Origin of the sequence: Rhizobium sp. NLR10b (genome assembly GCF_019685435.1) — a bacterium.
GTDB lineage: Bacteria > Pseudomonadota > Alphaproteobacteria > Rhizobiales > Rhizobiaceae > Rhizobium.
Genome location: NZ_JABDWV010000014.1, coordinates 44,611 through 67,783, shown reverse-complemented (window position 1 = coordinate 67,783; position 23,173 = coordinate 44,611). Strand labels below are relative to the sequence as shown.

Below are 23,173 nucleotides of genomic sequence, written 5' to 3'. Positions count from 1 at the left end.
AACTTTTTGCCCTGACAAAAGTTACTCAAACCCATCTCACGTCACCGAAGGCTTTCCTTTGACCAAAACGATGTTCGGCCCCGCGTTCACCGAAGATGGCGTCCTGTTTCGCCTGTGGGCTCCCCTGCATGAAAGCGTTTCATTGAAAATCGAAAGCACCGATCCGCGTCCGATGCAAGCGGCTGAAGACGGCTGGCATCGGTGCACGGTCGCGGATGCCGGCCCTGGTACGCAGTATCGCTTTATCCTGCCGGATGGACTCGAAATTCCCGATCCTGCCTCGCGCTTCCAACCGCAGGATGTGCATGGTCCGAGCGAAGTGGTCGACCTTGCTGCATATCGCTGGAGCACGCGCGAATGGACCGGCCGGCCCTGGGAGGAGATGGTCATCTACGAACTGCACGTCGGCTGCTTCACACCAGAGGGGACTTTCAAGGCCGCGATCGAGCGTCTCGACCATCTGCGGCAGCTGGGCGTCATGGCGCTGCAGATCATGCCGCTCAGCGACTTCCCGGGTCGCTACAACTGGGGCTATGACGGCGTGCTTCCCTACGCGCCCGACAGCAGTTACGGCCGGCCGGAAGATCTTATGGCGCTGGTGGATGCGGCGCACGAACGTGGCATTTCTGTCTTCCTGGACGCAGTCTACAACCACTTCGGACCCGACGGGAACTATATCCCCTCCTACGCGCCGCTCTTTACCGATCATCACAAGACGCCCTGGGGCCACGGCATCAATTACGACGGCGACGGCTCTGAGATGATCCGCGAATTCATCATCGAGAACGCCATCTATTGGATCAGCGAGTTCAGGCTCGACGGTTTTCGCTTCGACGCCGTCCACGCCATCAAGGACGACAGTTCTGAGCATCTTCTTCACGCGCTGGCCCGCCGCGTCAGGGCTGCGGCCGGTGACCGGCATGTTCATCTGATCGTGGAAAACGAGGAGAATGACAGCGACCTTTTGGAACGTGACGCAGACGGCGAGGCGAGGTTGTTCACGGCCCAATGGAACGACGATATCCACCATGTTCTGCATGTTGCTGCCACGGGTGAAACCTTCGGCTACTATGCCGATTATGCCGGCGACACCGGCAAGCTCGGTCGGGCGCTGACGGAAGGATTCGTGTTCCAGGGCGAGCACATGCCGTATCGTGGAGGAAGCCGAGGCAGGCCGAGCGGCCACCTGCCGCCCACCGCCTTCGTGTCCTTTATCCAGAATCACGACCAGATCGGCAATCGGGCGCTGGGGGACCGGATCATGGCTTCGAGCCCGACCGATGCCGTCAAGGCCGTCACATCGATCTACCTGCTGGCGCCTGAGATACCGATGCTGTTCATGGGTGAGGAATGGGGTGCGCGAGAGCCTTTTCCGTTTTTTTGCGATTTCGACGAGTATCTGAACGAGAAGGTCAGGAAGGGCAGGCGCGAGGAGCTTTCGCGCCTGCCGGGTTTCGACGCTGACGAGCTTCTTGACCCGACGGCGCCGTCGACCTTTGCGGCCGCCAAGCTCGACTGGTCGAAAAGTGTCTCATCAGAAATGCTTGAATTCTATAGGACGCTTCTCGACCTCCGACGTCAACGGATCGTACCTCTGCTGAAAGGTGCCGGCGGTGGAAACGCGGCCTATCGTTCGAGTTCAACGCTTGCGGTGGATTGGGCCCTGGCCGGCGATCGGCGGCTTCATCTGGATGCCAATCTCGGCAGCGAAGCGGCGCCGCTTCTCCAGCAGCGCAACGAAGGCGAGATGATCTTCCGCCTCGGCGGCAGCGAGGGAGGCAAACTGGCGCCCTGGACGGTGATCTGGAGCATTTCGAAAGGTGAGGGCTTGGCATGAAGGCGATCGGACGATGAAATCTGCCGAGCTCGACAAGCTCGCCCGTCGATACGGGATCAGCCCAACCAGGCCCAGTCCCGAGGATCACGAGGTGGCAATTTCCGCCGACACCAAACGCAAGATACTCTCGGCTTTGGGAGTCGAGCTATCGGGAAACACCCATCCCGAGATCTATCCACTGCGACGGCAGCGGCAGTCGGGGCCGGCGGATGAGGCGATCCCCAAATCATTTCTGCCGGATTTCCTGCTCAAGACGCGGGTCTGGGGTATCAGCCTGCAGCTTTACGAACTCCGTTCGGTGCGCAACTGGGGCATCGGAGATTTCGAGGATCTGTCCGATGTGGCCGACCTGGCGGGAAAGCTTGGCGCCGATTTCATCGGCCTCAATCCGCTTCACGCACCATTTCTTGCCGATCCCGATCGCTGCAGCCCCTATGAACCTTCAAGCCGTCAGCATCTCAACCCGCTCTATATCGCGGTCGACCGATTGCCGGGTTTTGTCAGTAGTGCCGAACTCGAACGGCAATTGGAGGGACTTCGCGGAAGCGACCTCGTCGATTATGCCGGAGTTGCGAGGGTCAAGCTTGGAATTCTGCGGGATCGCTGGCGCGCCTGGCTGCAAGCGGATGCCGCCGATGAAACCTACAATCCCGTCGATTTCGATGTCTTCGTCGCGCAGGGCGGCGACAGCTTGCGGCGACACGCGCTTTTCGAATGCCTTTCGCTTTCCATGGTGGAGCGTGGGAGGGGCGCCGGTTGGCAGGGATGGCCGGCCGATTTCCGGCGCTTCGACAGCGCCGCCGTCGCCGAATTCGCACGTGAGCATGCGGAGGAGGTCCGTTTTCATATGTGGTTGCAGTGGCTCGCCCACCGGCAGTTGCTGCAGGCGGCGGAGCGGGCGCGCGAAGCCGGCCTGCGGATCGGGCTTTATCTCGATCTTGCCGTGGGCGAGGCGGTCGACGGATCGGCGATGTGGAGCGAGCCGGATGTCTATATCTCGAAGGCGACCATCGGCAGCCCTCCCGATCCATTCGCGGTAGAGGGGCAGGACTGGCATCTCGCCGGATATCTGCCGTCCGCGATCGCTGCGGGAGACAATTCTCCTTACCGGCGCATGGTAAGCGCCGCCATGCGCTATGCCGGTGCGATCCGGATCGATCACGCCCCGGCGCTCCGACGCCTCTTTCTGGTGCCGCTCGGCAGCAGGCCGGATGGCGGCGCCTATGTCCGCTACCCCCAGCATCGGCTTCTACAGATCCTGGCCGAGACCTCCGCTGAGCATCGATGCCTCGTCATCGGTGAAGCGCTGGGAGTGATACCGCCGGATTTGCCTGACGAGCTCGCGGCGGCGCAGATCCTTTCGTATCGCATTCTCTCCTATGAACAAGACGGGAAAGGCTTCAAGCCGCCGGATGCCTATCCCGTTTTCGGCCTGGCCTGCATTTCGACGCACGACCATCAGACGCTTGCCGGTTGGTGGCGCAGCGCCGACATCCAGGATCGCCGCGACCATGGTATCGTGCCGCCCGATCTCACGGCAAAACATCTTCAGCACCGCCGACGCGAGCGACGAAATCTGAAGACGGCGCTCCGCGCTGCCGGCATCGACGTGCCGGCCCGTCTCAACGCAAGGGCGAGCCGGGAGACCTTGAGGGAATTGACCGTCAGCGCCTACCGCTTCATCGCCCGTACTCCGTCGCTTCTCGTCGCGGTTCGGGTTGCCGACCTGACCGACGAGAAAAGCCCCACCAACATCCCCGGCACGAGCGACAGCTACCCCAACTGGAAACCGAAGCTGTCGGTTTCGCTGGAGGGGCTGGCGTCGAACCCGCTGCTGCATCGCATTACGGCGGCGATGCGGGAAGAAAGGCCACGAATTCACGCGGCGAGGGAACGATCAGGGAGCAGGCGGATTTCGAATAGACAGGGATAAGGATCGCCGAGATGAAAGCCAGAAAACCACTTGTCGAGGTCGCGGTAGAGACCGAGGAAGGCCGGGTGCCGTTGGGCATCATGAACGCCAAGCAGGCATTGTCGCTTCCTGACGATCTCGATGTGAAGGTATCGCATCCTGATCACGAGCCGGGCAGCACCGACATTTTCATTCCCAAGGACGAACTGCACCGGCATCTGGACAAGTCATAGGATGCGTCACCTTACCAGCTCGACGCGGGCAGGCGATTTGAATTCGAGCCCGGAACCTCGGCGGGCCTGGAGTGTTTGACTCGATAAACCGAAGGAGAAAATCATGGCACATGCCGACCGGAAACATATTGGTGCTGGCACGAAGGGAAAGGGCGACGGCGGCGGCGCGATGACCGATCTCGACCGGGAACAGCTTCCCGAAAACATGGTCCTCTCGAACCGCGACAAGACGCAGCATTCCAAGGAGCGCGGCCTCGACGGCAAGACGATCCAAACTGAGCAATACGCGGATCACAGCTCCAATCGGAATCCTAAGTGAGGAAAAGGTGATGAGCAGCAGATTGCCCCCCATTCCCGCCAAAAACGTCAGCAACAAGGGAGCCGGCAAGCCGGCGCGGACCGAGGCGGAGGATACCGCAAGCGGCAACGAAAACCCTGAGAAGAAGGGTCAACAAGGAAACACCAAAGTCAACACTACCCATCAGGGTTACCAGCAGGACAGGTAGGAGGCATCGATGTCTACCTCGCAGAAGAGCCCGTCAACTATCCGCCAGGGCGGCCCAGGCGCATCCCACGAAAACGCCAAGGCGCCGCTCGAGGTACCGAAGCCGGCAGCCGAGCCGGATAGACGCACGCGAAGCAAGGTTTCCGGCGGCGGCGGCGAGCATGATCGCCACCACACCCACGACGCAAGAGAGAAGTGAGGGACAGACCTGGCGGCGGAACCCTGATCGGCCAACGTCGCAGGTCCACCGCTTCACATGATCAACATGACGGAAAACAGACCATGACGACCGCATTCATCCTTGTTGCACTGGCTCTCCTCATCATCTACGCCGGCCCGACATTGCTTTACATCTGCGTTGGTTATGCTGACTACATGATCGAGCGGCGCCGACATTTGCTGGCTGTGAAACACGCCGTAAAGCGTCGCAGCGACGAGCTTTAGCTGTCCGTTACAACGGGCCATCAATACTTGGGGTGCCGTATCTTTGGCTCCGCAGGTTCATTCTTCTTCGTTGGAGCGCTGGGTGATCGCGAAGTCCTGGAGGATGCCGGCCTTTTCAGGCTCGCTGCCGGCATGGGCGATAAGAGCATGGAAGGCGGCTCGAACGATCTCTTTCTTGGTGGCCTGCGGATGCGATTTCATCACCGCCTTGATCAGCTGTTCCCCGAACCGTCGTCTTCGATTTCCTCGACATCATGACGAGGCAGAATGCGCTGCTTCACTTCCTCGGCCGCGACCGCGATACCTCTGGCCGTTCCCGCCAGCGCCAGTTCAGCGGCGATAAGAGGGTGCTTGCGCACAAGCTTGCCCAGCACTTTGGCGGCTGCAGCCGCCTTGGCCTGAGACAGGACGCCTTTATTAGCGCGTTTGCGCAAGAGAGATTCCAGCTTTCGCTTCGAACGCTTTCGGGGCGGCGTCGAATCTAATGTACGGCGACGCCCTTCCGAGGGTTTTCTTCGGCCTGTTTCCGGACTTTCTTCGGGAGCGCCGAACTGGCGGCGTCACGCACGACGCCGACGGCCGCATCGGTTGCGCTGTGAAAGGCTCGGCCGACTAGCCCAAGGGTCTTGGCGCCCTTGCGCCCACCCGATTTTGCGGCGCCGGCAATGTCGTCGCTATCCTCCACGAGCACGGCCGCTGCAGCGCCGGCCCCGGCGATCAGCGCCTTTCCCAAGATATCGCGGCCTGTCGAGCTCGCCAGTAATGTTTTCACTATAGAATTCTTCCGGATGCCTTTAGGTACCTTGTATCCTGCAATCCTCTTCGGAATCTTTGTCTTGGCCATAGTACAGCTCCCTTTTGAACGTTGGAAACGCGGTAAAGCGCACCCTGTTCCCAGATTAGGTGGCACAGTTCGCGATGGCGGGATCTCCGGCAGTGCGGGAGCTCCGGTCTCGTCGCAGCAAAGGGAGAATAGACGTTAGTGGATCGACTGCGAGGTCGGAGCGTTGATCTTGAGCAGATCCGGGGCGGGAAACATCTCGATCAATCCTGCTGCGAGGTCGTCGACATCCGTCTTGCCGTCATTGAAGAGCTGAATGGCGGCGCTGCACAGGATCTGGCTGTCGTGTTCGCTCACCGAGACGCCGAAATGGCGATACCAGCTCATGACAGCCTTCGAAAGACATCTGAAATCCTGCGGTAGTATCGGTCTGTAGAAAATCGCCATGAACGCCCACCACGATTGCCGCTTGTCGCCTTCACTTAATCAAGATAATGCCCGTCCTGTTTGATACCAAGCGGCTTGTTTCTTCGGTGCGTTAGCGCACGGACCAGCTATTTCGAGCGGCGTGCCGAGCCTCCTTTGCCTCAGGCAAGGACACCCGCGGCAATGGCGGCCTGGATGAAACGTTGGCGCGCCAGTTCGGCGCTTCCGCGTCGGCGAAGCGCATCGACGCAGCGCCGCTTCGCTTCGAAATAACCGCCGCCCCGAACGTTGGTCCAGCGATGATTCAGGATGTCGAGTGCCGCGTCCGGACCTTCTATGCGCTGCTGCTCGCTCTCGGCGGTGCGGATGAAAACTGGATATTGCCAAACCAGGTGGAAATCGACCTCGATGACGTCAGCCATGATATGATCCAGAATGGTCTTTCGGACGGTGGCCCCTGCCGCTGTCCTGGAACGTCCGGTACTGGCCCGGGTGAACAAACGCATGGCGGGCCCTGGCCGGGAGCCTTGGTCGGATCGGTGCTTCATGGTCCATATGGCATCTCCTTTGCCGGTCGAACTACGCCATGGCACGGTTGTTCCTGTTCGAAAAAGGAACTCCTGCCTGCCGCCACCGAGTACTGGAACAATGTCTGCCTCGCCTTGTTATTTGTGCGACAGGCGAATGCCGAAGCAGCCGGAGGATACGATGAGGCGGAGCATTGTGCTTGGGCTGGTTCTGGCCATCGCGCTGACGGGTTGCACCACCAGCGCAGGCAGCTACACATCGGCGGGACTTGAGCCTATTCCGGGCAGCATCACCTATCAGGGGCAGCCGCGCACAAAGCTGACGAAATCGCCGGTCGGTTCATCGTTCCCGCACAGCTTCACGGATCAATGGGGGCGGCAAGTCGAGGAGATCTATATTATCCAGCCGGACCGCAGCTTACTGATTTCCCAGCGCCACTACCGACCGGTTTTTTCGCTCGACGACGACTAGGAAGGAGACCTGATCATGCCGCGCCGTAAGAACAATGTTGGGACGACGCTCGACACCGAGGGAGCCAAGATCGGCGAGCCTGTTCCGAAAGCGATCATCGATATCAACACCGCCTCTGTCGGGGTCCCCCGCCAGGCCGAGCAAGATTTGCGCACTGAATTGGGCGCTCTGCGGCAACAGGTTGATAGGCTACAGCAACAGGTCATCAGTGCCGGGCGTTCTGCGAAGGGCGGCGCCCGAAACGCAGTCCGCGAGACCGAGGCTCTGGTGAAGCATTATCCGCTCTCAACGTTTGCCCTCATGGCTGCTGTCGCGGGTTTGTTGACGTTTGCCTCACGTCAGCTCTCCCCACCACGCCATCGTGAGTCCTCAGCCCTACGAGATCTCAGGGATTTCTACGACAGGATGCGCGAGCGGATCTGACAAGATTTTAGGATTGCCAGCATTCCGATTCTGCCCGACTCTCTGTCAGGCAAGGAGGGAAAATGCATGCTCGACGTCCTTATACGAAGCGCTCTCGATATTGTCCGGCGCGCGGAGCGCTTGATCGAAGCGGCGAGACGGCTGTTTGACAGGCATGATCTTGCTGAGGGCGAGCGATATGAACTCGATTATGAGATCGAGCTGCTGAGGGACGCGGTTCTTGCGGTGGAGGAGGCCGTCCGGTCGCTCGCGCGCAGGAGCGAACGCTGGCCGCAGGCCGCTCGTGTCCATGCGCTGCAGACGACATTGCACTGATTGCGTGACTTCACAGGCTCCCTGTCGTTTTCCATAAATTACTGTTTTCCAAGGAATTTTCTAAGGCGTAACTGCATGTCACGCCGATGTCACGCGACCATGGAAGCAATATATGCTTGATTGGGCCGCTTAGCGCTTATGATTTCCGGCACCGGATGCATGAAACGGGGGACGAGGAACAGGGGCGCTGTGATCGTTGGGGCATCGCGATGACTTTGGAAACATCCGGGCAAATATCCGAGCCCGACGAATTCGTATTTCCGGTTCACACCCGGACGATCGCTCAGATACGCTATGATATTCGCAGTCATGTTATGACGGTCGTCTATCACGACGGCCGCTCGCGCACGACAACCGGCATACAGGGTCCGGCGATGCTAAAGATCCTCGCCCAGCGTCCGCTGGAGCGTTCCCCGTTTCTTTTGCGGACGGTCATCTGATCGAGAAAGTCGAGCATCCACCGCTAAATCGTGTTGGTGGTGCATCCATTTCAGTGGAGCTGCGTTCATCCTGGGTAGTCAGACATGAAGGGAACGCCGATGACCTTTCCACCGCCAAAAGCCGAGGCTCCCGCTCAGCGGTTCGAAGAAGCGAGCGCTGCTGCGCGCGACGCTTTGGAGGAGCTGATTGCAGCCGCCAATCAAGCCGGATGGGCAACCGAAGAAATCTCGGTCGCATTCCTTGAGGCGGCGCGGTTTTTGACCGAGGCCAATAAAAAAGATCCCGATCCTGCGGAAGATCCCGTGATTAGCGACGTGCCGGGCAAGCGGGAGCAGATCGGCCATGGTGAGCTTTTCGATTAGGACGTCGCTCACATCCGGCTCAGGACGCATCTCACCGGCCAATCCTTGCGACCGAGCTGCGTATGACGAGGCTCGTGCTGACCCGCAGCCGTTCAACGGCTAGGGGGATCTGTTCGATGCGGGCGACGAGCCGCTCGCCGGCGAGTTTGCCCATCTCGTATACGCGCTGGTCAACGACTGTGATCGGGGGAACGGTAACGCTTGTCCAATCGGCATCCAGGAAGGAAATCATCGAGATGTCGTCGGGAATTGAGAGGCCGAGTGATTGCAGCGACTTGAAGACGCGCAGCCCCACCAGGCTGTCTGATGCGAGGATTGCCGTTGGCGGTGATGAATCCGAGAGCAGGCGTCTGATCACGGCGTCCGTCTGCGGTTGGTCCGTCGCGCCGAGCCGCACATAGTGAAGGGGGTTGGGCAAGCCTGCCTCTGTCAGGACGCTCACGAAGCCCTCCACGCGTTCACGCACGGCAGAATTCGATATGCGGGCGACATCGGTGGGTCCGCCGTCCTCGGCGTCCATGGCCGAAACGTAAGCGAGATGTCGATGTCCTGCCTCGACCATAAACCGGGCGGCGGCGATGGCAGCCTCGCGATCATCGCCGGTCACGGCGTCGACATCGAGTTCCGGGATGCTCCGGTCGAAGAGGACCAGCGGCATACCGGCGCGGCCGACGTGCCGGAGATGGTCGACGCTGTCGCAGCGAGCGGGCGTCACGATCAAGCCATCAACACGCTTGCCGATCAGGAGGTCGACGGCTGATTTCTCCGCTTCGAGCTTCTCGCCCGAATTGGAAATGATCACGTTGAAGCCGGCGAGCCGAGCCGCATCGCTGATGCCGCGTACCGCCAGACTGAAGAAGGCGTTTTCGATATCGCCGACGACGATCCCGATGATGCCGGACCGGCCGGTGCTCATGCTGCGCGCAAGTTCGTTCGGCCGGTATTCGAGTGCGGCCGCCGCCGCCAGGACCTGATCCTTTATCTTACCGCTAACGACACCGTAGCCGCCGAGCACGCGGGCGGCCGTCGCTTTCGACACCCGTGCCGCCTTCGCGACGTCGGCGACAGTAACTGAACGTTTCGGACCAGCGGAATTTTCCATGCCGCAGCACTACAAGAGTTATTGACGGGCGGTCAATTGACAGTTATCAAAATGGCTGTGAGACCGGTCTCTTTTAGATAGAGACCGGTTTCCTTGCAGAAAGTGTTGCCGCAAAACGGCGGCAACGGATAAACAGCTAATGCCGACAAGAGCATTCCTTCCGGAGCGGAGAACGAACATGAAACTTTTTGAATCACTTCCGGCAGTCATTGCGCCTCTGCAAGCCGGCCTCACGGCTTGCTTTCTGGCGATGGGAGTGGGTTTCGCAGCAGCGGCCGACAATCCCTACAATCTGATCGAGCCTGGCGTTATCAGCGTTGGCACGATGGGCGATGCCAAGCCCTATACGTTTGCGACCGCGGACGGCCAGTTCACCGGTTTCGACATCGAACTGTTTCTCAACGTCGTGTCTAGGCTCGGCTTTCAGAAAGACAAGGTGACATTCACCGGCCAGGAATTTTCCGCCCTCCTGCCATCGGTGGCGAACGAGCGGTTCGACGTTGCCGTCGCCGCGATCGGAACCACCGAAGCCCGCAAGAAGACCGTCGACTTCTCCGACGGCTATCTCGCCGGTTATCTCTCTGTGCTGACGTCGGACGGTGCCATCAAGGACGCGGCCGGGCTGAAGGGCAAGCGGCTTGGTGTCGTGCAGGGAACCTTGCAGGAAGTCTACGCCGCCAAGAATTTCGGTGAGACCGATCTCGTTAAATTTCCTGACAACAATTCCGCCGTCGCCGCGCTCAACAACGGCACGATCGATGCGCATTTCCTCGACTACGAGGCGGCCAAACAATATGGCGAACGCTATCCTGCGCTGAAGGTCGCCGTCAACATTCCATCCTTCGATGCGCCGGCGGGCTTCGTGATCAGGAAGGGAAACGACGCCTTCCGCACGGCGCTGAACAGTGCCCTTCACGACGCGATGCAGGACGGCACCTGGAAGACGCTCTATGAGAAGTGGTTCCCCGGCTCACCGATGCCGGACCAATATCTGCCGAAGAAATGAGGCGCCAGGCCGTCCGCCGAGGCGGACGGCCTAGTCTCGGCGGCTGCATGCCCGACAAGGCCTCACGGGGATCACGATGAACTGGATAGACAATCTGCGCCGCAGCTTCCTCGATTGGAGCGCGATGGCGGACGTGCTGCCGAGCATGATCAGTGTCGGCCTGAAAAATACTCTGATCCTTGCCGCGGCATCGACCGTGCTCGGCGTCGTCATCGGCATGGTTCTTGCCGTGATGGGCATCTCTCAGTCTCGCTGGCTGCGGCTGCCGGCGCGCATCTATACCGATATCTTTCGCGGGCTGCCGGCCATCGTTACGATCCTGATCATCGGCCAGGGCTTTGCCCGGATCGGACGGGATATCTTCGGCCCGTCGCCATTCCCGCTCGGAATACTGGCGCTCAGCCTGATTGCCGGCGCCTACATCGGCGAAATTTTTCGATCGGGCATCCAAAGCGTCGAGCGCGGCCAGATGGAAGCCTGCCGGGCGCTCAGCATGAGCTATGGGCAAGGCATGCGCCTGATCGTCATTCCGCAGGGTGTGCGGCGCGTGCTGCCGGCGCTGGTCAATCAGTTCATCGGCAACGTCAAGGATTCGAGCCTTGTTTATTTCCTCGGATTGCTCGCCTCAGAGCGGGAGATTTTCCGCGTCGGGCAAGACCACGCGGTCGTAACCGGCAACCTGTCGCCACTGCTCCTGGCAGGTGTTTTCTACCTCGTGATCACCGTGCCGCTGACCCACTTCGTCAATTACATCGATGCGAGGCTGCGATTGGGAAAACAGGGGCGGGGTCCCGGTCCCGGGAGTGGATTGGTCGAGGTGACCGAGCTTGCGGCGGCGGTGGGCCCCCACTCCATCACCGGCGTCGCGAGCTGCGATAATCAGCATTTCAAGGGCGGGACGCTTGAAATCCGAGATGTGAGTATGGCTTACGGAGAGCTCGAGGTACTCAAGGGTGTCGATCTCGATATCGCCGCCGGAACCGTCACTTGCATCATCGGCCCTTCCGGCTCGGGAAAATCGACGCTGCTGCGTTGCATGAACAGGCTCGTCGAACCGAAGGGTGGCGACATACGGCTCGACGGCGAAAGCATCCTGGCCATGAAGCCGGAAAAGCTCCGTCGTCGGGTCGGCATGGTGTTCCAGCACTTCAACCTCTTTCCCGACCACACCGCTTTCGAAAACGTCATGCTTGCACTGACGAAGATCAAGAAGATGCCGAGGCAGGAGGCGCGGCGCGTCGCCGAGGCGCGCCTGGCCGATGTCGGTCTTGCCGCGCGCCGGGATCACCGGCCGGCAGGCCTCTCCGGCGGGCAGCAGCAGCGCGTCGCGATCGCGCGGGCATTGGCCATGGATCCGGAGATCATCCTGTTTGACGAGGTGACGAGCGCGCTTGACCCTGAATTGGTGAAGGGCGTGCTCGACCTGATGGCGAGGCTCGGTCGTCAGGGCATGACGATGGCAGTCGTGACGCATGAGATGGGGTTTGCCCGCCGCGTCGCCGACCAGGTGGTCTTCATGGATGAGGGCCGTATCGTCGAAGCCGGCTCGCCGCAGCAGATCTTTGACAATCCGCGAAGCGAACGGCTGAAGCGCTTCCTTGCGGAAGTTCTCTGAGGCGCCAGCCGTAAGGCGTGCAAATTCGGTTCGATCAAGCAAGAGCAGGAACAGGGTACCCGACATGAATGCTTCCACCAAACCTTCGAAGGTCGTTGTCATCGGCGGCGGGATTTTCGGCGTCTCGACCGCGCTCCATCTGGCCCGGCTCGGGGTTGATACCATGCTCATCAATGACGGCCCCCTTGCCAACGGGGCTTCCGGCCGGTCGCTCGCCTGGCTGAACTCGGCGCGAAAGCGCTCCGATGCCTATCACCGGCTGCGTCTGGCAGGCATTGACCGCTATCGTACGCTGGCTGCTCGATATCCCGATGCGCCGTGGTTGCGCTTCGACGGCGGCCTGACCTGGGACGCGGACGACGCGAGCAACGAGATCGCCGAAGTCTTCGACTATGAACGTGACCTCGGCTATCACGCACAATGGCTCACCCCGGAGAAGATCGCTGCGGTAACGCCCGGCGTCGACCCAAGCGCTGTGACGCCGCAAGGCGCTATCTTCAATCCGGGGGAGGGGTGGGTCGATCTTCCATCCCTGATTGGTAGGCTTTCGGAAGAATTCCAAGCGCTGGGCGGCGAGATCATCACGGATGCCGGACGCGCGGCGGTCGATGTCAGCAACGGGCGTGCCAGCTGCGTGGTCACACCGGACGGCACGCGCCACGACGCCGACGCCGTGCTGCTCGCTGCAGGCAGCGAGGTTCCCGCAATCGTTGCGGAGGCCGGCCAACAGATCGAGGATGCAACGCCTGTCGCCCTTCTCGTCAGGACAAAGCCGATCCGCCACCCGCTGAAGGCCGTGCTCAACACGCCGCGTGTTGCCATTCGACCGATGTCCAATGGGGGCTTCGCACTCGATTCCGCCTGGTCGGAGGAAGAGGTAGGCGTCAACCCCGACGGCAGCTACAATGTCAGGCAATCGACGCTGCAGGGACTGCTGCGGGAAGCGTCGAAAGTCCTCGAAGGCAATCCGGTCCTTGAGATCGAAGATTATGGGGTCGGTCCGAAACCTATTCCTGGCGATGGCGAGCCTGTTTTCGGCGAGCTGTCCTCGATCCCGGGTTACTTCGTCGCCTTTAGTCATAGCGGCGCCACCCTTGGCCTGATTGCCGGCGAGCTGTTGGCGGATGAGATCGCCACGGGCCGCCGCCATCCGCTGCTGGCGGCGTTTCGCCCTGAGCGCTTCAGCGCATCGTGCCGGTGACGTCCGCGATATGGGTGGCTGCCAGCCTCATCGGCGCGCGGATCATTTAGAGCCATCGAGCGTTCTGCCGAAAGGAACCAATGGGAGACGCAACATGTTCAAGGATCAGGCCGCCGCCTTCGGCGCCGAAAATAACCGAGGCGATGCCGCCGCTTCAATGCCGAATGGAGAGGAACCAGCCATCAATCCGGATCTCATTCGGCGTGAGGGCTTCGCGAGCGAGGCCGAATACCGCGCCTACTTTGCCACATTGGGCAGAGATGTGTCCGCTCCGACCGAAGATCACGTGGGAGAACCGGTGCGGACCTCCGGGGAACACATCCTGGAAAGCCGGCTGCAGGAATTGAGGTGGGAACTCGAAATTCTGCAGGCTCGTCTTCATGGAATCAGACGCCAGGCCGCGACCGTTGTCACCGAAAACCTCCGGTGGGCTGATTCCAGCGCCCATGCCCAGCTTGGCGATCAGCCCTGGCTGAAGCTCGCCGGCGCGATGGCGGGTGCCTTCGTCATCACCAGGGGTTTGAAGCGCCTGCCTTGGGGAACTGTGGCGACAACGGCGCTCCCCCTGGCCGTCGCGGCGATGAACAGAAAGCTCGCTCGGCGGTGATGTGGCAGGCACAGATGGTTCTGCGTGAGATCGCGCGCCGGTTCCTTAATCATGAAGGGACGCCATCATCTCGCCGAAGTGTTCGTAACATCCTACCGCTTTAAACGGAGGCGAACATGGCTGGACATGACGATCGCTACGTCGAGATTACCACGCGTCTTCGCTCGGTACGGTCGTTCTGCGACTTCCTCTCGCAGGGCGGAACTGTCCGCGTCGCCCTATCGGAGGGCGAACCGTACAAGGATGTTACTGCCGCGCTGCTGGAGCGGAACCGCCGGGAGGCGGAGGCACTCGCCCGCACGCGCAGGTACCTCTACCCGGAGCTGGCCGACGAAGAGGTGGCGCCGCCGCTCTACAGCCATCACTGACGCACCCGCGCGTCGTGACCATCGCGAGGGTAGGATGGGATGGGCCTAAAGCGCGTCGCGATCTTTCGGATTCGTCTGCCGCGCTTTGCGTCCTTGTGCTTACGCATGTCGTTATTGCAAAACCGCTGCACACTTTTGCGCGACATGCTCTATGCAGCGGCAACCCGGCGTGCCTCCGTTTGATCCAGCTGGAACTGGTCGATCAGCTGCAGGAGCGTTCTGGTCTCATCGGCAAGTTCCTTCGTCGCCGCGCTGGTTTCCTCGACCATGGCGGCATTCTGCTGCGTCATCTGGTCCATCCTGTTGACGGAAGAATTGACCTCGTGCAGCGCGTTGTACTGCTCCCGGCTCGAGCGGGCGATGACATCCATCTGCTCGGATGCGGTGACCACTTTTGCGGAAATGCTTTCAAGGACCTCACTCGTTTCGCGAACGACCCGCGCGCCGTTGGTGATCTCGGCTCGCGAACGTCCGATGAGTTGCTGGATCCGTTGGCCGGCCTCCGCTGAGCGCTGGGCGAGATCGCGGACTTCCTGAGCCACGACCGCAAAACCTTTGCCGGCCTCGCCGGCGCGGGCCGCTTCGATGCCGGCATTGAGCGCGAGCAGGTTCGTCTGAAAGGCGATGTCATCGATAACGCCGATGATCTGCACGATCTCGTTGGAAGCCGCCTCTATCTTGCTCATCGCCTCGATGGCGCTGGCTACCACCTCGGATGAAGAATCGGCGGTCTTCTTGGTATCCGTGATAATCTCACGGGCATCGTCGGCGCAGGCCGCTGATGAGCGAACCGTCGTTGTAATCTCCTCGATGGCGGCGGCGATCTCTTCGAGCCCTACGGCCTGCTGTTCCGTGCGCTTCGCGAGGTTGCTGGCGGACAGATCCATCTGACCGGCATTGCCCTCGATCATCCGCGTGTTGGTGCGAATCTGGTCAATCGTTTCCTGCAGACGAAGCAGCGACGAATTGAAATCGTTACGAAGTTGCTCCAGCCGGCCGAAGAACGGCGTCGCGATCGTCTGGGAGATGTCGCCTCGCGCCAGGCGCCCGAGCCCCTCGGCCAGTGCCGTCACAGCAAAATCGATCTGCTGCTCGACAGCGCGTTTCTCCTCATCATTACGGTGCCTTTCCTCCTCGGCCCTCGTCCGTTCGATCTCGCTGCGCTCCTCAATCTCGACCTTGGCGATCGCATTGTTCTTGAAGACACCAAGCGCACGAGCCATGTCGCCGATTTCATCGGCGCGGCTTTCGCCGACGATCGACGTTTCCAGCCTGCCGTCCGCCAGTCGCCGCATTGCCGAGGTGATCTGATTGATCGGCCCTTTAAGCGTCACAGTCAGACCGATGCCGGCGAGAATTGCGATCACCACGCCGAGGATCGTTGTTCCAAGCGACATGGAGTTGGCGTCATCGCGTTCGTCGGCCGCGTTCTGCCGCTGCATTTCGGCGAAAGCCGTCAGCTGGGACCACATCCGATCCACATCGGCGGCGGCGGCACGGAATTCGTCCTGGCGCTGCGCGCTGATGCGGACGAGGTCGGCAGCGGATTTCTGCATCTTGTCCAGCGCCGGCAGAAGCTTCGGTTTGAGATTGTCGAATTGTGTAACGCCGCCGGCATTGGAAACCAGCATGTCCAGACCTTTTCTGACGGCGGTGATCTCCTGCGAAAGCCGCTGGAGATTGGCGTCCGTCGGGGCCAGCGCCAGCTTCGCCAGGACGATCTGGATCACGTAAGCCGAGGTCGTCAGCTTCTGACCATCTCTCTGACTGGTCTTGGCGCGCTCGACCATTTTGGCTGTCTCGGCCGCCTTGTCGGTCACGGCCTTCAGCCGCCGTGTGGCGACCACCCGCAATTCGGGCAGGCTGCCGACGATCTGGCCAGTTTTATCGCTAAGCGCGGCTGCGCGTTCATCGGTCTGGCCAGAGGTTTCGACGAGCGGCTTCAGGGAAGCGACGGCGTCGTCGATCGCCTTTTTGGCATCCGGCGCTTCGCCGCCAAGGGCCATTCCCACGATGCGCTGCTGCCGGGCGAGTTGCTCCATATCCGGCCTGGCAATCGTGCCTGCGGCCTGGGCCTTGTCGTTCAGCAATTGGGCGAAGGACGCGAAGTCCGAAATACGCTGTGCGTCGGCGAGGGTGTTGCGGGATTCATCTTCCTGCAGGTCGGCGGTACGCTGGAGAGCCTTGGTCCCTTCGACAATATCTGTCTGAGACGATACGACGACGCTCTGGGCTTTCTGAAGATCGGTGAGCAGCGCTGCCCTGCTCTCCTGAAGCTGCCACAGCAAATCCATGCGGGCTGCAATTCCGTCAATGGAAGAGAGCACCTGCTCCAGTTCCTGCTGACCACTATGATCTGCGCTGAGCCGCTCGATGCCGGATTTCAGAAGGCTGCGCTGGTCGGCAAGCCTGGCGTTGACGGCCTCCCGGTTTTCCTGCGTGGCATTGGCGAGGAACTCGGCCATTGCCGCCGACAGATTGCGAAAGCCGCTCAAGGATTGCAGGACGGAGTTGGAAATATCCATCCGCCCCTGAAGCAGACTCGATGCATAAAAACCCGTCGCGCCCACGGCCATGATGCTCAAGATGAACGGAATGATGAACAGCATCACCTGCGTCTGGATGCGAACCCGCGATAACAGCCTTCCCAGCATCAAACCCCTCCACCCCTGCAGGAAACAGCCGATCTCGAGTGAAGGTCCCGATCCGCTCGAATCGACTCTATCCGTCTCCGTCCCGACACCTATGGGATCGCGGAATGAATATTTCATAACGCCTAACTCGTGAAATATTCGTTTCAATGTCGCTATGGGTGAACGTTGAATGCCGTTTTCTGCCGGAGACTCCACCGCCGCTGGCGAATGATCAGGCGAAACTGATTTCTGCAAGAAGAGGGAGGTGGTCGGAGGCGACCCTCGTCAGCCGGCTTTGGAGCACTATTGCCCGTTGGACGACCAGGTCTTCGGTGACGAAGATGTGGTCGAGACGCATCAGCGGATAGCGGGAGGGGAAGGTCGCTCTCGGCGCATCGCTGCCTGCGAGCTGGGCGTCGGTCAATGAGCGCGCGGCAAGCCGGTAAGTCGCCGATGACGGAATGGCGTTGAAATCGCCGCAGAGAATGCTTGGAACCGGTTCGTCCGACGGACCGCGCAGCCAGCCGGAATTCAAGAGCGTCGTCATCTGCCGAATGCGCTCGCGCCCTCGAAGGCCGAGATGAGTATTGACCACGAGCAACTTCCTGTCGCCGAGCAATATTTCGACGGACAATGCGCCCCTCGCTTCGCCGATGGAGGGCAGCGGACCGGCCTTGACCGCGCCGGTTGGCAACGCGGTGATGATTGCATCGCCATATTGCTCCTCGGCAATCGACAGCGCAGGGTGAAAATGAGCCTGCATCTTTAGAAGGGAAGCGATTGCATGGGCCTGGTCGACGCCGCCGGTCCTGCGCCTGAGGACGTCGACCTCCTGCAGGGCGACAATGTCGGCTTCAGCCTCGGCGATGACCGAAGCGATCCGCCCGGGGTCGAGCTTCCGGTCGTTGCCGATGCAGCTGTGAACGTTATAAGTTAGGAGTTTGATCGATCTATCCGGCATAGGTCCGCTGAAGCTGATCTCCCCTCGAGAGACGGGACTCGTTCTCCCCCAGGGGAACACAGAACTCTTTTGATCGTTCCAAATGATCGAGCCGTGGGGCTCGCACTTCGGAAACGGACAATCGATGAATCTGAAAACCATAATCTGGAATGGACTGCTCGTTGCCGCCCTTTGCGTCGCGGGCTTTCTTCTCTATCGGATTTTCCGCCAGTACAGCCTGGAGCAGATCGTCCAATCGGTCCGCGGCATACCGTTTGCGACCTTCGCCACCGCGTTGCTCTTCGCGGCGGCATCGTATCTATGCCTCAGCTGTTTCGACCTGCTGGCGATCCGTTCCCTTGGCAAATCCCTGTCTTACCGGAGGGTCTTGCTCGCCTCATTCATCAGCCTTTCGCTCGGTCACAATATTGGCTTTGCAGGTCTGAGTAGCGGCGCCTTCCGCTATCGTTATTATTCCCGCTGGGGACTGACGACGGAGGACGTGGCGAAGATCATCCTGTTCTGCGGTGTCACAGTGGGGCTCGGCCTCATCACGCTCGGCGGCCTTGCCCTGATCGTCAATCCCGCTGACGCGGCACGTCTGCTGCGTCTCGATGCGGCAAGCACCCGGGTGTTCGGGCTGCTGGCTCTGACCGTGCCGGCCGTCTACGCGGGGTTGGCGTTCTTCATCCGCGGCAAGCTGCGGCTGTGGCGGTGGTCGTTTCAACTGCCGCGCTTTCCGATCGCGGTGGCGCAGGTAGGCGTTGGGACGATCAACTTCATGCTGGTGTCCGCCTGCCTGCACCAGATGCTCGCGACCTTCGGCGACGTTGCCTTCTTCCGCTCCGTCACGGCTTACGTGCTCGCCAATTCGGCGATCCTGGCAACCCATGTCCCCGGCGGCCTCGGCGTGCTGGAGGCGACCGTCTCCTACGCCGTGCCGCAGCAGGCCTCGATCGGCGCGCTGATCGCTTTCCGCTGCGCTTATTTCTTCATCCCGCTGACGCTGGGCACGACACTTCTCCTCGTCAGCGAATTCATCTTCCGGCGGTCACGCAGTGCGGGCGAACAGGCGGAGGAGCGCGCCGAGGCCCAGTCGGTGTAGGAGCAGAAAGGGCCGGCTGGGGTCGACGATCGCCGTACCTGTGATCGGCGAGACTTTGCCTGACAGTTCGACGGCAAATTCCCTGAGGCCGCGAGCCCCCTGGTTCAGCGCGTCTATCGCCTCGATCATCGAACCGCGTTGCGCGTAGGCAGCCGCGAAAGCCTCGGGAGCGGCTCCGAGATATTCCGCGAGAAGCCGATTGTACAGCTCCGCGATCGCGCGGCGATGCTCGCCGGTTTCAGCCTCGAACAGCAGATCGCATTCTGAATCAAGCCCTTCCGAGCGATTGTTGAGATTGGAAGAGCCGATGCGGACCAGTTCGTCGTCGGCGATTATCAATTTCGAATGGATGAGCACCTCGACCTCGCTGTCTGCCTGCGCCGACTGCCCGGGCGCCTCAGGCCCTGGCACTTTCGGCCCGGGCACGACGGGGTAACAGACCCGCAGGCGGTTGGCGCGATCGGCGCGTTTGAGGCGGCGGATGACACGGTCGCGATTGCTGCCCATGACGAGCTTTTCGATCAGCCCGTGAGAACTGCGCGTGCAGATGACGACCACCTCGGGCCCGTCCTCCTCCTGCAACCGTGCGGCAATGGCGTCGGCGACGCGGAAGGAGGCGAGATATTGCGCCTCGATATAGAGTTGACGCCGCGCTCGGGCGATGATCTCCAGGGTCGATGCGATGCCGTCGCCGATACCGGTGCGCCAGGTGGTTTCCGGCTCCGTGAGGGCGAAACCGACCGGGATGTCTTGCAGCGATATCGAGAGATCGTCTGGCCAGGCGAAGGACAGGCTGCCGGCAAGTGGCAGATGCTTTTCGCCGGTGGCGTTTTCCCAGCGCCGCCTGGCGATATCGCCGATCAGCCGGGCGGCATCGCCCGTAACCATCGCCTGCACGTCGTGCAGCGGATCGTAGGGGGCACCGTCGGGGTCGCGCCGCAGCTTGTCCTTGGCGTGATGGCGCCTGGTATCCCATCGCCGCGACGTCATGTCTATACCGCCGATGAAGGCGACCGCGTCGTCGATGCAGACGAGTTTCTGATGATGACAGCCGCGCAACGCGTCCTGAAGATCGAAACGCAGATCGATCCTGGCATTCTTGGGGAAATTCTTCTTCCGAAGTAGATCTATCGATTTGTCCGAGTAGATCGGCCCGAGCGCCCAAATAAGAATGCGTATTTCGAGTTCGGGATTTTCCGCCGCCAGTGCGTGCAGCAGGTCCGCCAAGGTTTCGTCCGACTTCTCGGGCTCCAATCGAATATTGGGATGGAAGTCCCATCCGATGATCCACACATTGCGGCGGGCCTGCCGCAACGCCCTTGAAACTTCGGCAAAATATTTGTTGCCGTTGATTAGAAAGGCGGCTTTTTCCGCGCGTCCCTGGAGCCGAAATGCCGCACTCCCCTCTTTTTCGCCTCCCCGATGTTGCGCTTTTGTTCGGGTCAGGTAAGGTTGATCGGAAATGGTTTCGAATGCGGTCATGTTTGCCTCGGCCGTTTTGACTGAAAACAAACGCCTGGAAATTCACCGGGTTCCCGATCCCGGCCGTCGCCGCACAGCGGGTCGAACAGCGAGGATATAGGAAACGAGATGTCACAGCGGGCAGGCAGCGCCGATCTTCCCCTTCACGGGGGACGTGTGCCGCATTGGCTCGGCGACAGGATGACCCGGTTGGGAACGCTGATCACCGAGGCGATCGTTCATCACTACGGCCGCGACGAATTTCTGCGCCGGCTTGCCCACCCTTTCTGGTTCCAGTCCTTCGGCGCGGTCATGGGCATGGATTGGCATTCCTCCGGCATTACGACAAGTGTTCTCGGTGCGTTGAAGCGCGGGCTGAAGCCGCGCGCCGGCGAGCTCGGCCTGCATGTCTGCGGCGGCCGAGGCGCGCATTCGCGCAAGACCCCGCAAGAGCTGGTCTCGATCGGCGAGCGCGTCGGCCTCGACGGGGAGGGGCTGGCGACGACGAGCCGGCTCATCGCCAAGGTCGACAGCGCCGCGCTGCAGGACGGCTTCGACCTCTATCTGCACGGCTTCATCGTCGCCGATGACGGTCATTGGGTAGTGGTGCAGCAGGGCATGAATGGCGACCGGCGGCAGGCCCGGCGTTATCACTGGCTCTCCGAAGGACTCGAAAGTTTCGTCGACTCGCCGCATGCGGCAATTGAAGGCAGAAGTCAGGGCGAAATTGTCAATCTCGCCGATAAACGCGCCGAGCGCTCACGGCGTGGTCAGCTCGACCTCTTGGCAACGCTCGGCCCCGACAGGATCATCCGTGAGGCGGCCGCGCTGATGCGTGCGGAGGAGCCGGCGCTCGAACCTGCCGAACAGCCGATGCTGCCGCATTTGGTCATGCCCACTCATCATGATGTCCGCGAGAGCGATGTCCACATGCGGCGCCTGCATGGAAATATGGCGGCTGCGGCGGACCGCGGACCGGTGGACTTTCAGGAGTTGCTCCTCGTTCCAGGTGTCGGCGCCCGCACGGTGAAGGCGCTGGCGATGGTGGCGGAAGTGATACACGGCGCGCCCTGCCGTTTTTCTGACCCGGCACGCTTCTCCATCGCCCACGGCGGCAAGGATCGACATCCCTTCCCGGTGCCGCTCAAGGTCTATGACGAAACGATCGACGTGATGAAATCGGCGGTGCGCAAGGGCAGGCTCGGGCGCGAGGAGGAACTGCAGGCGCTGAAGCGCCTGGACGATCAATCCCGGCAGATGGAACGCTATGTCACGGGTCCCGATCTCAAGGAGATCATCGCCGGCGAATTCCGCCAATCCGCCGATTTCGGCGGCCGCAGCGTCTTCGGCTGGGAGCCGCCGCCCGGGGATGAGGATTAGGCCATGACGGCGAATGTGTCAGCCATTTCGGGCGGCATCGTGCCATCGATTCGGAGTTTCAGGCCGATGCGCTGTTCAATCGCCCGGTGAAGGCACACCCTCGCGGATCTCTTTCGAAAATTCCTCGGAGGCGGCGGCACCCTTTGCCCGTGCGGTGATACGCGCCGCCGCTTTCAATTCCTCAAAAGGCAGCTTCATATCGAGCGCTTTCCGGTCATAGGCGAATTCCGGAAGGTAACCGTTCACGATCAGCCGCCAATCAAACGGAAATGTAGCGCCGACGGCCCGCATCATTTTAGCGGCAGTCGTGGTGCAGTTGGTGGTGAGCGAGTTGTAGAAGCGCGGGTGTTCGGCGAGCGTGTTCGCATCGCTCACATATTGCAGGAGAAGCCGAGCGGCATTGGCCGGCGGAACGCGCATGCGAAAAAGCTGAACGTCCTCGCCGCGTATGTTGGATCGGACAAGAATGACGTCGCTTTCGGTGGCCGCGATAATGACGAGGGGATTGCTTTTGAAGAGGTCGCCGATCGGAGAGAATTTACCCCCGGCCGTCCTCCGCACCTCGATCGACCATGCCAGGTATTGGTAGTCATCGAACCCGAAACTCAGGATCATGTGCGCCATCTCAGGCCCTGACCAATAGGACATGAACAAATCGAGGCTCCTGAGCTTGTTCAGGTCGTAGGTGCGCGACTCCCATTTCTCCACAAAACCGCCATCCGTTTTCCAGGCGAAATTTCTGACATTGGTCAGCGTGAGGATGTTGCCGTCGACCGTGCCTGTCACCTGCCTGGCGACGTCTCCCGCCCAGTCGGCCGTCACTGGCGGCTTTATTGAGGTCCACCAAACGGCGATGCCTGCAAAACATAGGACGAACGGAAGGACAACCATGGGGCGTGGCTTCCAGATTATGGAAACTGCCGCGGCAACACCGACCAACGCGAGGACTCCTGCTGCGACCTCTCGGACCAGCACGGAAACGGGCAGACGATAGAATAGCGCGAGAGAGGCCCATATGGTCGCCAGCAGAAACGCTAGACAGAAGACAGCCTTTGCAGCCCGATAAAATATCCGAAC

The 23,173-nt window shown here is 60.9% G+C and carries 29 protein-coding genes; 19 read left to right on the top strand and 10 right to left on the bottom strand.

Annotated features, from left to right (window positions below; genetic code table 11):
- Nucleotides 1–58: 58 nt before the first annotated feature.
- From treZ to HJB91_RS22255, 7 genes are all read left to right on the top strand, one after another.
- Nucleotides 59–1,837 (top strand): malto-oligosyltrehalose trehalohydrolase, encoded by a 1,779-nt coding sequence (gene treZ, locus HJB91_RS22285; protein WP_221155903.1) that lies wholly within the window; start codon nt 59–61, stop codon nt 1,835–1,837.
- 13 nt (nt 1,838–1,850) lie between these two features.
- Entirely contained in the window at nt 1,851–3,770 is a 1,920-nt protein-coding gene (gene malQ / locus HJB91_RS22280; RefSeq protein WP_221155902.1) for a 4-alpha-glucanotransferase, read from the top strand.
- An 11-nt stretch (nt 3,771–3,781) separates the two neighbouring features.
- A complete protein-coding gene (locus tag HJB91_RS22275) occupies nt 3,782–3,982 on the top strand; it encodes a hypothetical protein (RefSeq protein ID WP_210631846.1) in 201 nt (66 codons plus the stop codon).
- Between the two features lie 103 nt (nt 3,983–4,085).
- Nucleotides 4,086–4,301, top strand: coding sequence for a hypothetical protein (locus HJB91_RS22270; RefSeq protein ID WP_210631847.1), 216 nt, complete (start codon nt 4,086–4,088; stop codon nt 4,299–4,301).
- Between the two features lie 10 nt (nt 4,302–4,311).
- Nucleotides 4,312–4,488 (top strand): hypothetical protein, encoded by a 177-nt coding sequence (locus HJB91_RS22265; protein ID WP_210631848.1) that lies wholly within the window; start codon nt 4,312–4,314, stop codon nt 4,486–4,488.
- Between the two features lie 9 nt (nt 4,489–4,497).
- Nucleotides 4,498–4,686, top strand: coding sequence for a hypothetical protein (locus tag HJB91_RS22260; protein ID WP_210631849.1), 189 nt, complete (start codon nt 4,498–4,500; stop codon nt 4,684–4,686).
- A gap of 83 nt (nt 4,687–4,769) precedes the next feature.
- Entirely contained in the window at nt 4,770–4,931 is a 162-nt protein-coding gene (locus HJB91_RS22255; RefSeq protein ID WP_210631850.1) for a hypothetical protein, read from the top strand.
- Between the two features lie 57 nt (nt 4,932–4,988).
- On the opposite strand, the gene HJB91_RS22250 is transcribed toward HJB91_RS22255, so the two are convergent.
- The 5 genes from HJB91_RS22250 to HJB91_RS22230 form a co-directional block, all read right to left on the bottom strand.
- Entirely contained in the window at nt 4,989–5,132 is a 144-nt protein-coding gene (locus HJB91_RS22250) for a hypothetical protein (protein WP_210631851.1), read from the bottom strand.
- An 11-nt stretch (nt 5,133–5,143) separates the two neighbouring features.
- Nucleotides 5,144–5,365 carry a hypothetical protein gene (locus HJB91_RS22245; protein WP_210631852.1) on the bottom strand — a complete coding sequence of 74 codons (222 nt, stop codon included), beginning with the start codon at nt 5,363–5,365 and terminating at the stop codon, nt 5,144–5,146.
- A gap of 47 nt (nt 5,366–5,412) precedes the next feature.
- Nucleotides 5,413–5,703, bottom strand: a complete 291-nt coding sequence (locus HJB91_RS22240) for a hypothetical protein (RefSeq protein ID WP_247241766.1) — start codon at nt 5,701–5,703, stop codon at nt 5,413–5,415.
- A 207-nt stretch (nt 5,704–5,910) separates the two neighbouring features.
- Nucleotides 5,911–6,099 (bottom strand): hypothetical protein, encoded by a 189-nt coding sequence (locus HJB91_RS22235; protein WP_184491010.1) that lies wholly within the window; start codon nt 6,097–6,099, stop codon nt 5,911–5,913.
- A 200-nt stretch (nt 6,100–6,299) separates the two neighbouring features.
- A complete protein-coding gene (locus tag HJB91_RS22230) occupies nt 6,300–6,560 on the bottom strand; it encodes a DUF982 domain-containing protein (protein WP_221155901.1) in 261 nt (86 codons plus the stop codon).
- Between the two features lie 286 nt (nt 6,561–6,846).
- On the opposite strand from HJB91_RS22230, the gene HJB91_RS22225 reads away from it, so the two are divergent.
- The 5 genes from HJB91_RS22225 (at nt 6,847) to HJB91_RS22205 (ending at nt 8,678) form a co-directional block, all read left to right on the top strand.
- Nucleotides 6,847–7,137, top strand: a complete 291-nt coding sequence (locus tag HJB91_RS22225; RefSeq protein ID WP_210631854.1) for a hypothetical protein — start codon at nt 6,847–6,849, stop codon at nt 7,135–7,137.
- Between the two features lie 15 nt (nt 7,138–7,152).
- Nucleotides 7,153–7,560 (top strand): hypothetical protein, encoded by a 408-nt coding sequence (locus tag HJB91_RS22220; RefSeq protein WP_221102841.1) that lies wholly within the window; start codon nt 7,153–7,155, stop codon nt 7,558–7,560.
- Between the two features lie 66 nt (nt 7,561–7,626).
- On the top strand, nt 7,627–7,875 hold the full coding sequence (locus HJB91_RS22215) for a hypothetical protein (protein WP_221155900.1): 249 nt from the start codon (nt 7,627–7,629) through the stop codon (nt 7,873–7,875).
- Between the two features lie 209 nt (nt 7,876–8,084).
- A complete protein-coding gene (locus HJB91_RS22210) occupies nt 8,085–8,315 on the top strand; it encodes a hypothetical protein (RefSeq protein ID WP_221155945.1) in 231 nt (76 codons plus the stop codon).
- Between the two features lie 99 nt (nt 8,316–8,414).
- On the top strand, nt 8,415–8,678 hold the full coding sequence (locus HJB91_RS22205) for a hypothetical protein (RefSeq protein WP_210632202.1): 264 nt from the start codon (nt 8,415–8,417) through the stop codon (nt 8,676–8,678).
- A 31-nt stretch (nt 8,679–8,709) separates the two neighbouring features.
- Here the strand turns inward: HJB91_RS22205 and HJB91_RS22200 are convergent, their stop codons facing one another.
- Nucleotides 8,710–9,780, bottom strand: coding sequence for a LacI family DNA-binding transcriptional regulator (locus HJB91_RS22200; RefSeq protein WP_210631858.1), 1,071 nt, complete (start codon nt 9,778–9,780; stop codon nt 8,710–8,712).
- Nucleotides 9,781–9,958: 178 nt separating this feature from the next.
- Between HJB91_RS22200 and HJB91_RS22195 the strand changes: the two genes are divergently transcribed.
- The 5 genes from HJB91_RS22195 to HJB91_RS22175 all read left to right on the top strand — a co-directional run bounded on the left by HJB91_RS22195 (nt 9,959) and on the right by HJB91_RS22175 (nt 14,577).
- Nucleotides 9,959–10,786: an ABC transporter substrate-binding protein gene (locus HJB91_RS22195; RefSeq protein WP_210631859.1), complete on the top strand. Its 828-nt coding sequence runs from the start codon at nt 9,959–9,961 to the stop codon at nt 10,784–10,786.
- 76 nt (nt 10,787–10,862) lie between these two features.
- A complete protein-coding gene (locus tag HJB91_RS31165; RefSeq protein ID WP_221147397.1) occupies nt 10,863–12,401 on the top strand; it encodes an amino acid ABC transporter permease/ATP-binding protein in 1,539 nt (512 codons plus the stop codon).
- Between the two features lie 64 nt (nt 12,402–12,465).
- Entirely contained in the window at nt 12,466–13,602 is a 1,137-nt protein-coding gene (locus tag HJB91_RS22185; protein ID WP_210631861.1) for an FAD-binding oxidoreductase, read from the top strand.
- A gap of 94 nt (nt 13,603–13,696) precedes the next feature.
- On the top strand, nt 13,697–14,209 hold the full coding sequence (locus tag HJB91_RS22180) for a hypothetical protein (RefSeq protein ID WP_210631862.1): 513 nt from the start codon (nt 13,697–13,699) through the stop codon (nt 14,207–14,209).
- 116 nt (nt 14,210–14,325) lie between these two features.
- Complete coding sequence (locus HJB91_RS22175; protein WP_210631863.1) at nt 14,326–14,577, top strand: hypothetical protein; 252 nt, start codon at nt 14,326–14,328, stop codon at nt 14,575–14,577.
- 149 nt (nt 14,578–14,726) lie between these two features.
- Here the strand turns inward: HJB91_RS22175 and HJB91_RS22170 are convergent, their stop codons facing one another.
- Nucleotides 14,727–17,231: a methyl-accepting chemotaxis protein gene (locus tag HJB91_RS22170; protein WP_221155899.1), complete on the bottom strand. Its 2,505-nt coding sequence runs from the start codon at nt 17,229–17,231 to the stop codon at nt 14,727–14,729.
- Nucleotides 17,232–17,442: 211 nt separating this feature from the next.
- The gene (locus tag HJB91_RS22165) at nt 17,443–18,171 is read right to left on the bottom strand and encodes an endonuclease/exonuclease/phosphatase family protein (RefSeq protein WP_210631868.1); all 729 of its coding nucleotides are present in this window, start codon (nt 18,169–18,171) and stop codon (nt 17,443–17,445) included.
- A 124-nt stretch (nt 18,172–18,295) separates the two neighbouring features.
- Here HJB91_RS22165 and HJB91_RS22160 point away from each other — a divergent pair, with 124 nt between their 5' ends.
- Nucleotides 18,296–19,255 (top strand): lysylphosphatidylglycerol synthase domain-containing protein, encoded by a 960-nt coding sequence (locus HJB91_RS22160; protein WP_221155898.1) that lies wholly within the window; start codon nt 18,296–18,298, stop codon nt 19,253–19,255.
- Here the strand turns inward: HJB91_RS22160 and HJB91_RS22155 are convergent.
- Nucleotides 19,202–20,737 (bottom strand): phospholipase D-like domain-containing protein, encoded by a 1,536-nt coding sequence (locus tag HJB91_RS22155; protein WP_221147401.1) that lies wholly within the window; start codon nt 20,735–20,737, stop codon nt 19,202–19,204. The two genes, HJB91_RS22160 and HJB91_RS22155, sit on opposite strands and share 54 nt — an antisense overlap.
- 108 nt (nt 20,738–20,845) lie before the next feature.
- Here HJB91_RS22155 and HJB91_RS22150 point away from each other — a divergent pair, with 108 nt between their 5' ends.
- A complete protein-coding gene (locus HJB91_RS22150; RefSeq protein ID WP_221155897.1) occupies nt 20,846–22,096 on the top strand; it encodes a DUF763 domain-containing protein in 1,251 nt (416 codons plus the stop codon).
- 75 nt (nt 22,097–22,171) lie between these two features.
- Here HJB91_RS22150 and HJB91_RS22145 read toward each other — a convergent pair whose 3' ends face one another.
- Nucleotides 22,172–22,987: a DUF4105 domain-containing protein gene (locus tag HJB91_RS22145; RefSeq protein WP_259669051.1), complete on the bottom strand. Its 816-nt coding sequence runs from the start codon at nt 22,985–22,987 to the stop codon at nt 22,172–22,174.
- Between the last annotated feature and the right edge of the window lie 186 nt (nt 22,988–23,173).

What these genes read in the sequence shown, in the direction of transcription:
- malQ (WP_221155902.1), top strand. Translation starts at nt 1,851, where the DNA reads ATGAAATCTGCCGAGCTCGACAAGCTCGCCCGTCGATACGGGATCAGC.
- HJB91_RS22220 (WP_221102841.1), top strand. Translation starts at nt 7,153, where the DNA reads ATGCCGCGCCGTAAGAACAATGTTGGGACGACGCTCGACACCGAGGGA.
- HJB91_RS22195 (WP_210631859.1), top strand. Translation starts at nt 9,959, where the DNA reads ATGAAACTTTTTGAATCACTTCCGGCAGTCATTGCGCCTCTGCAAGCC.
- HJB91_RS31165 (WP_221147397.1), top strand. Translation starts at nt 10,863, where the DNA reads ATGAACTGGATAGACAATCTGCGCCGCAGCTTCCTCGATTGGAGCGCG.
- HJB91_RS22235 (WP_184491010.1), bottom strand. Translation starts at nt 6,099, where the DNA reads ATGAGCTGGTATCGCCATTTCGGCGTCTCGGTGAGCGAACACGACAGC.
- HJB91_RS22275 (WP_210631846.1), top strand. Translation starts at nt 3,782, where the DNA reads ATGAAAGCCAGAAAACCACTTGTCGAGGTCGCGGTAGAGACCGAGGAA.
- HJB91_RS22175 (WP_210631863.1), top strand. Translation starts at nt 14,326, where the DNA reads ATGGCTGGACATGACGATCGCTACGTCGAGATTACCACGCGTCTTCGC.
- HJB91_RS22185 (WP_210631861.1), top strand. Translation starts at nt 12,466, where the DNA reads ATGAATGCTTCCACCAAACCTTCGAAGGTCGTTGTCATCGGCGGCGGG.
- HJB91_RS22230 (WP_221155901.1), bottom strand. Translation starts at nt 6,560, where the DNA reads ATGGCTGACGTCATCGAGGTCGATTTCCACCTGGTTTGGCAATATCCA.
- HJB91_RS22205 (WP_210632202.1), top strand. Translation starts at nt 8,415, where the DNA reads ATGACCTTTCCACCGCCAAAAGCCGAGGCTCCCGCTCAGCGGTTCGAA.
- HJB91_RS22225 (WP_210631854.1), top strand. Translation starts at nt 6,847, where the DNA reads ATGAGGCGGAGCATTGTGCTTGGGCTGGTTCTGGCCATCGCGCTGACG.
- HJB91_RS22165 (WP_210631868.1), bottom strand. Translation starts at nt 18,171, where the DNA reads ATGCCGGATAGATCGATCAAACTCCTAACTTATAACGTTCACAGCTGC.
- HJB91_RS22250 (WP_210631851.1), bottom strand. Translation starts at nt 5,132, where the DNA reads ATGAAATCGCATCCGCAGGCCACCAAGAAAGAGATCGTTCGAGCCGCC.
- HJB91_RS22145 (WP_259669051.1), bottom strand. Translation starts at nt 22,987, where the DNA reads ATGGTTGTCCTTCCGTTCGTCCTATGTTTTGCAGGCATCGCCGTTTGG.
- HJB91_RS22265 (WP_210631848.1), top strand. Translation starts at nt 4,312, where the DNA reads ATGAGCAGCAGATTGCCCCCCATTCCCGCCAAAAACGTCAGCAACAAG.
- HJB91_RS22150 (WP_221155897.1), top strand. Translation starts at nt 20,846, where the DNA reads ATGTCACAGCGGGCAGGCAGCGCCGATCTTCCCCTTCACGGGGGACGT.
- HJB91_RS22170 (WP_221155899.1), bottom strand. Translation starts at nt 17,231, where the DNA reads ATGCTGGGAAGGCTGTTATCGCGGGTTCGCATCCAGACGCAGGTGATG.
- HJB91_RS22255 (WP_210631850.1), top strand. Translation starts at nt 4,770, where the DNA reads ATGACGACCGCATTCATCCTTGTTGCACTGGCTCTCCTCATCATCTAC.
- HJB91_RS22270 (WP_210631847.1), top strand. Translation starts at nt 4,086, where the DNA reads ATGGCACATGCCGACCGGAAACATATTGGTGCTGGCACGAAGGGAAAG.
- HJB91_RS22155 (WP_221147401.1), bottom strand. Translation starts at nt 20,737, where the DNA reads ATGACCGCATTCGAAACCATTTCCGATCAACCTTACCTGACCCGAACA.
- HJB91_RS22200 (WP_210631858.1), bottom strand. Translation starts at nt 9,780, where the DNA reads ATGGAAAATTCCGCTGGTCCGAAACGTTCAGTTACTGTCGCCGACGTC.
- HJB91_RS22260 (WP_210631849.1), top strand. Translation starts at nt 4,498, where the DNA reads ATGTCTACCTCGCAGAAGAGCCCGTCAACTATCCGCCAGGGCGGCCCA.
- HJB91_RS22180 (WP_210631862.1), top strand. Translation starts at nt 13,697, where the DNA reads ATGTTCAAGGATCAGGCCGCCGCCTTCGGCGCCGAAAATAACCGAGGC.
- HJB91_RS22215 (WP_221155900.1), top strand. Translation starts at nt 7,627, where the DNA reads ATGCTCGACGTCCTTATACGAAGCGCTCTCGATATTGTCCGGCGCGCG.
- HJB91_RS22210 (WP_221155945.1), top strand. Translation starts at nt 8,085, where the DNA reads ATGACTTTGGAAACATCCGGGCAAATATCCGAGCCCGACGAATTCGTA.
- HJB91_RS22160 (WP_221155898.1), top strand. Translation starts at nt 18,296, where the DNA reads ATGAATCTGAAAACCATAATCTGGAATGGACTGCTCGTTGCCGCCCTT.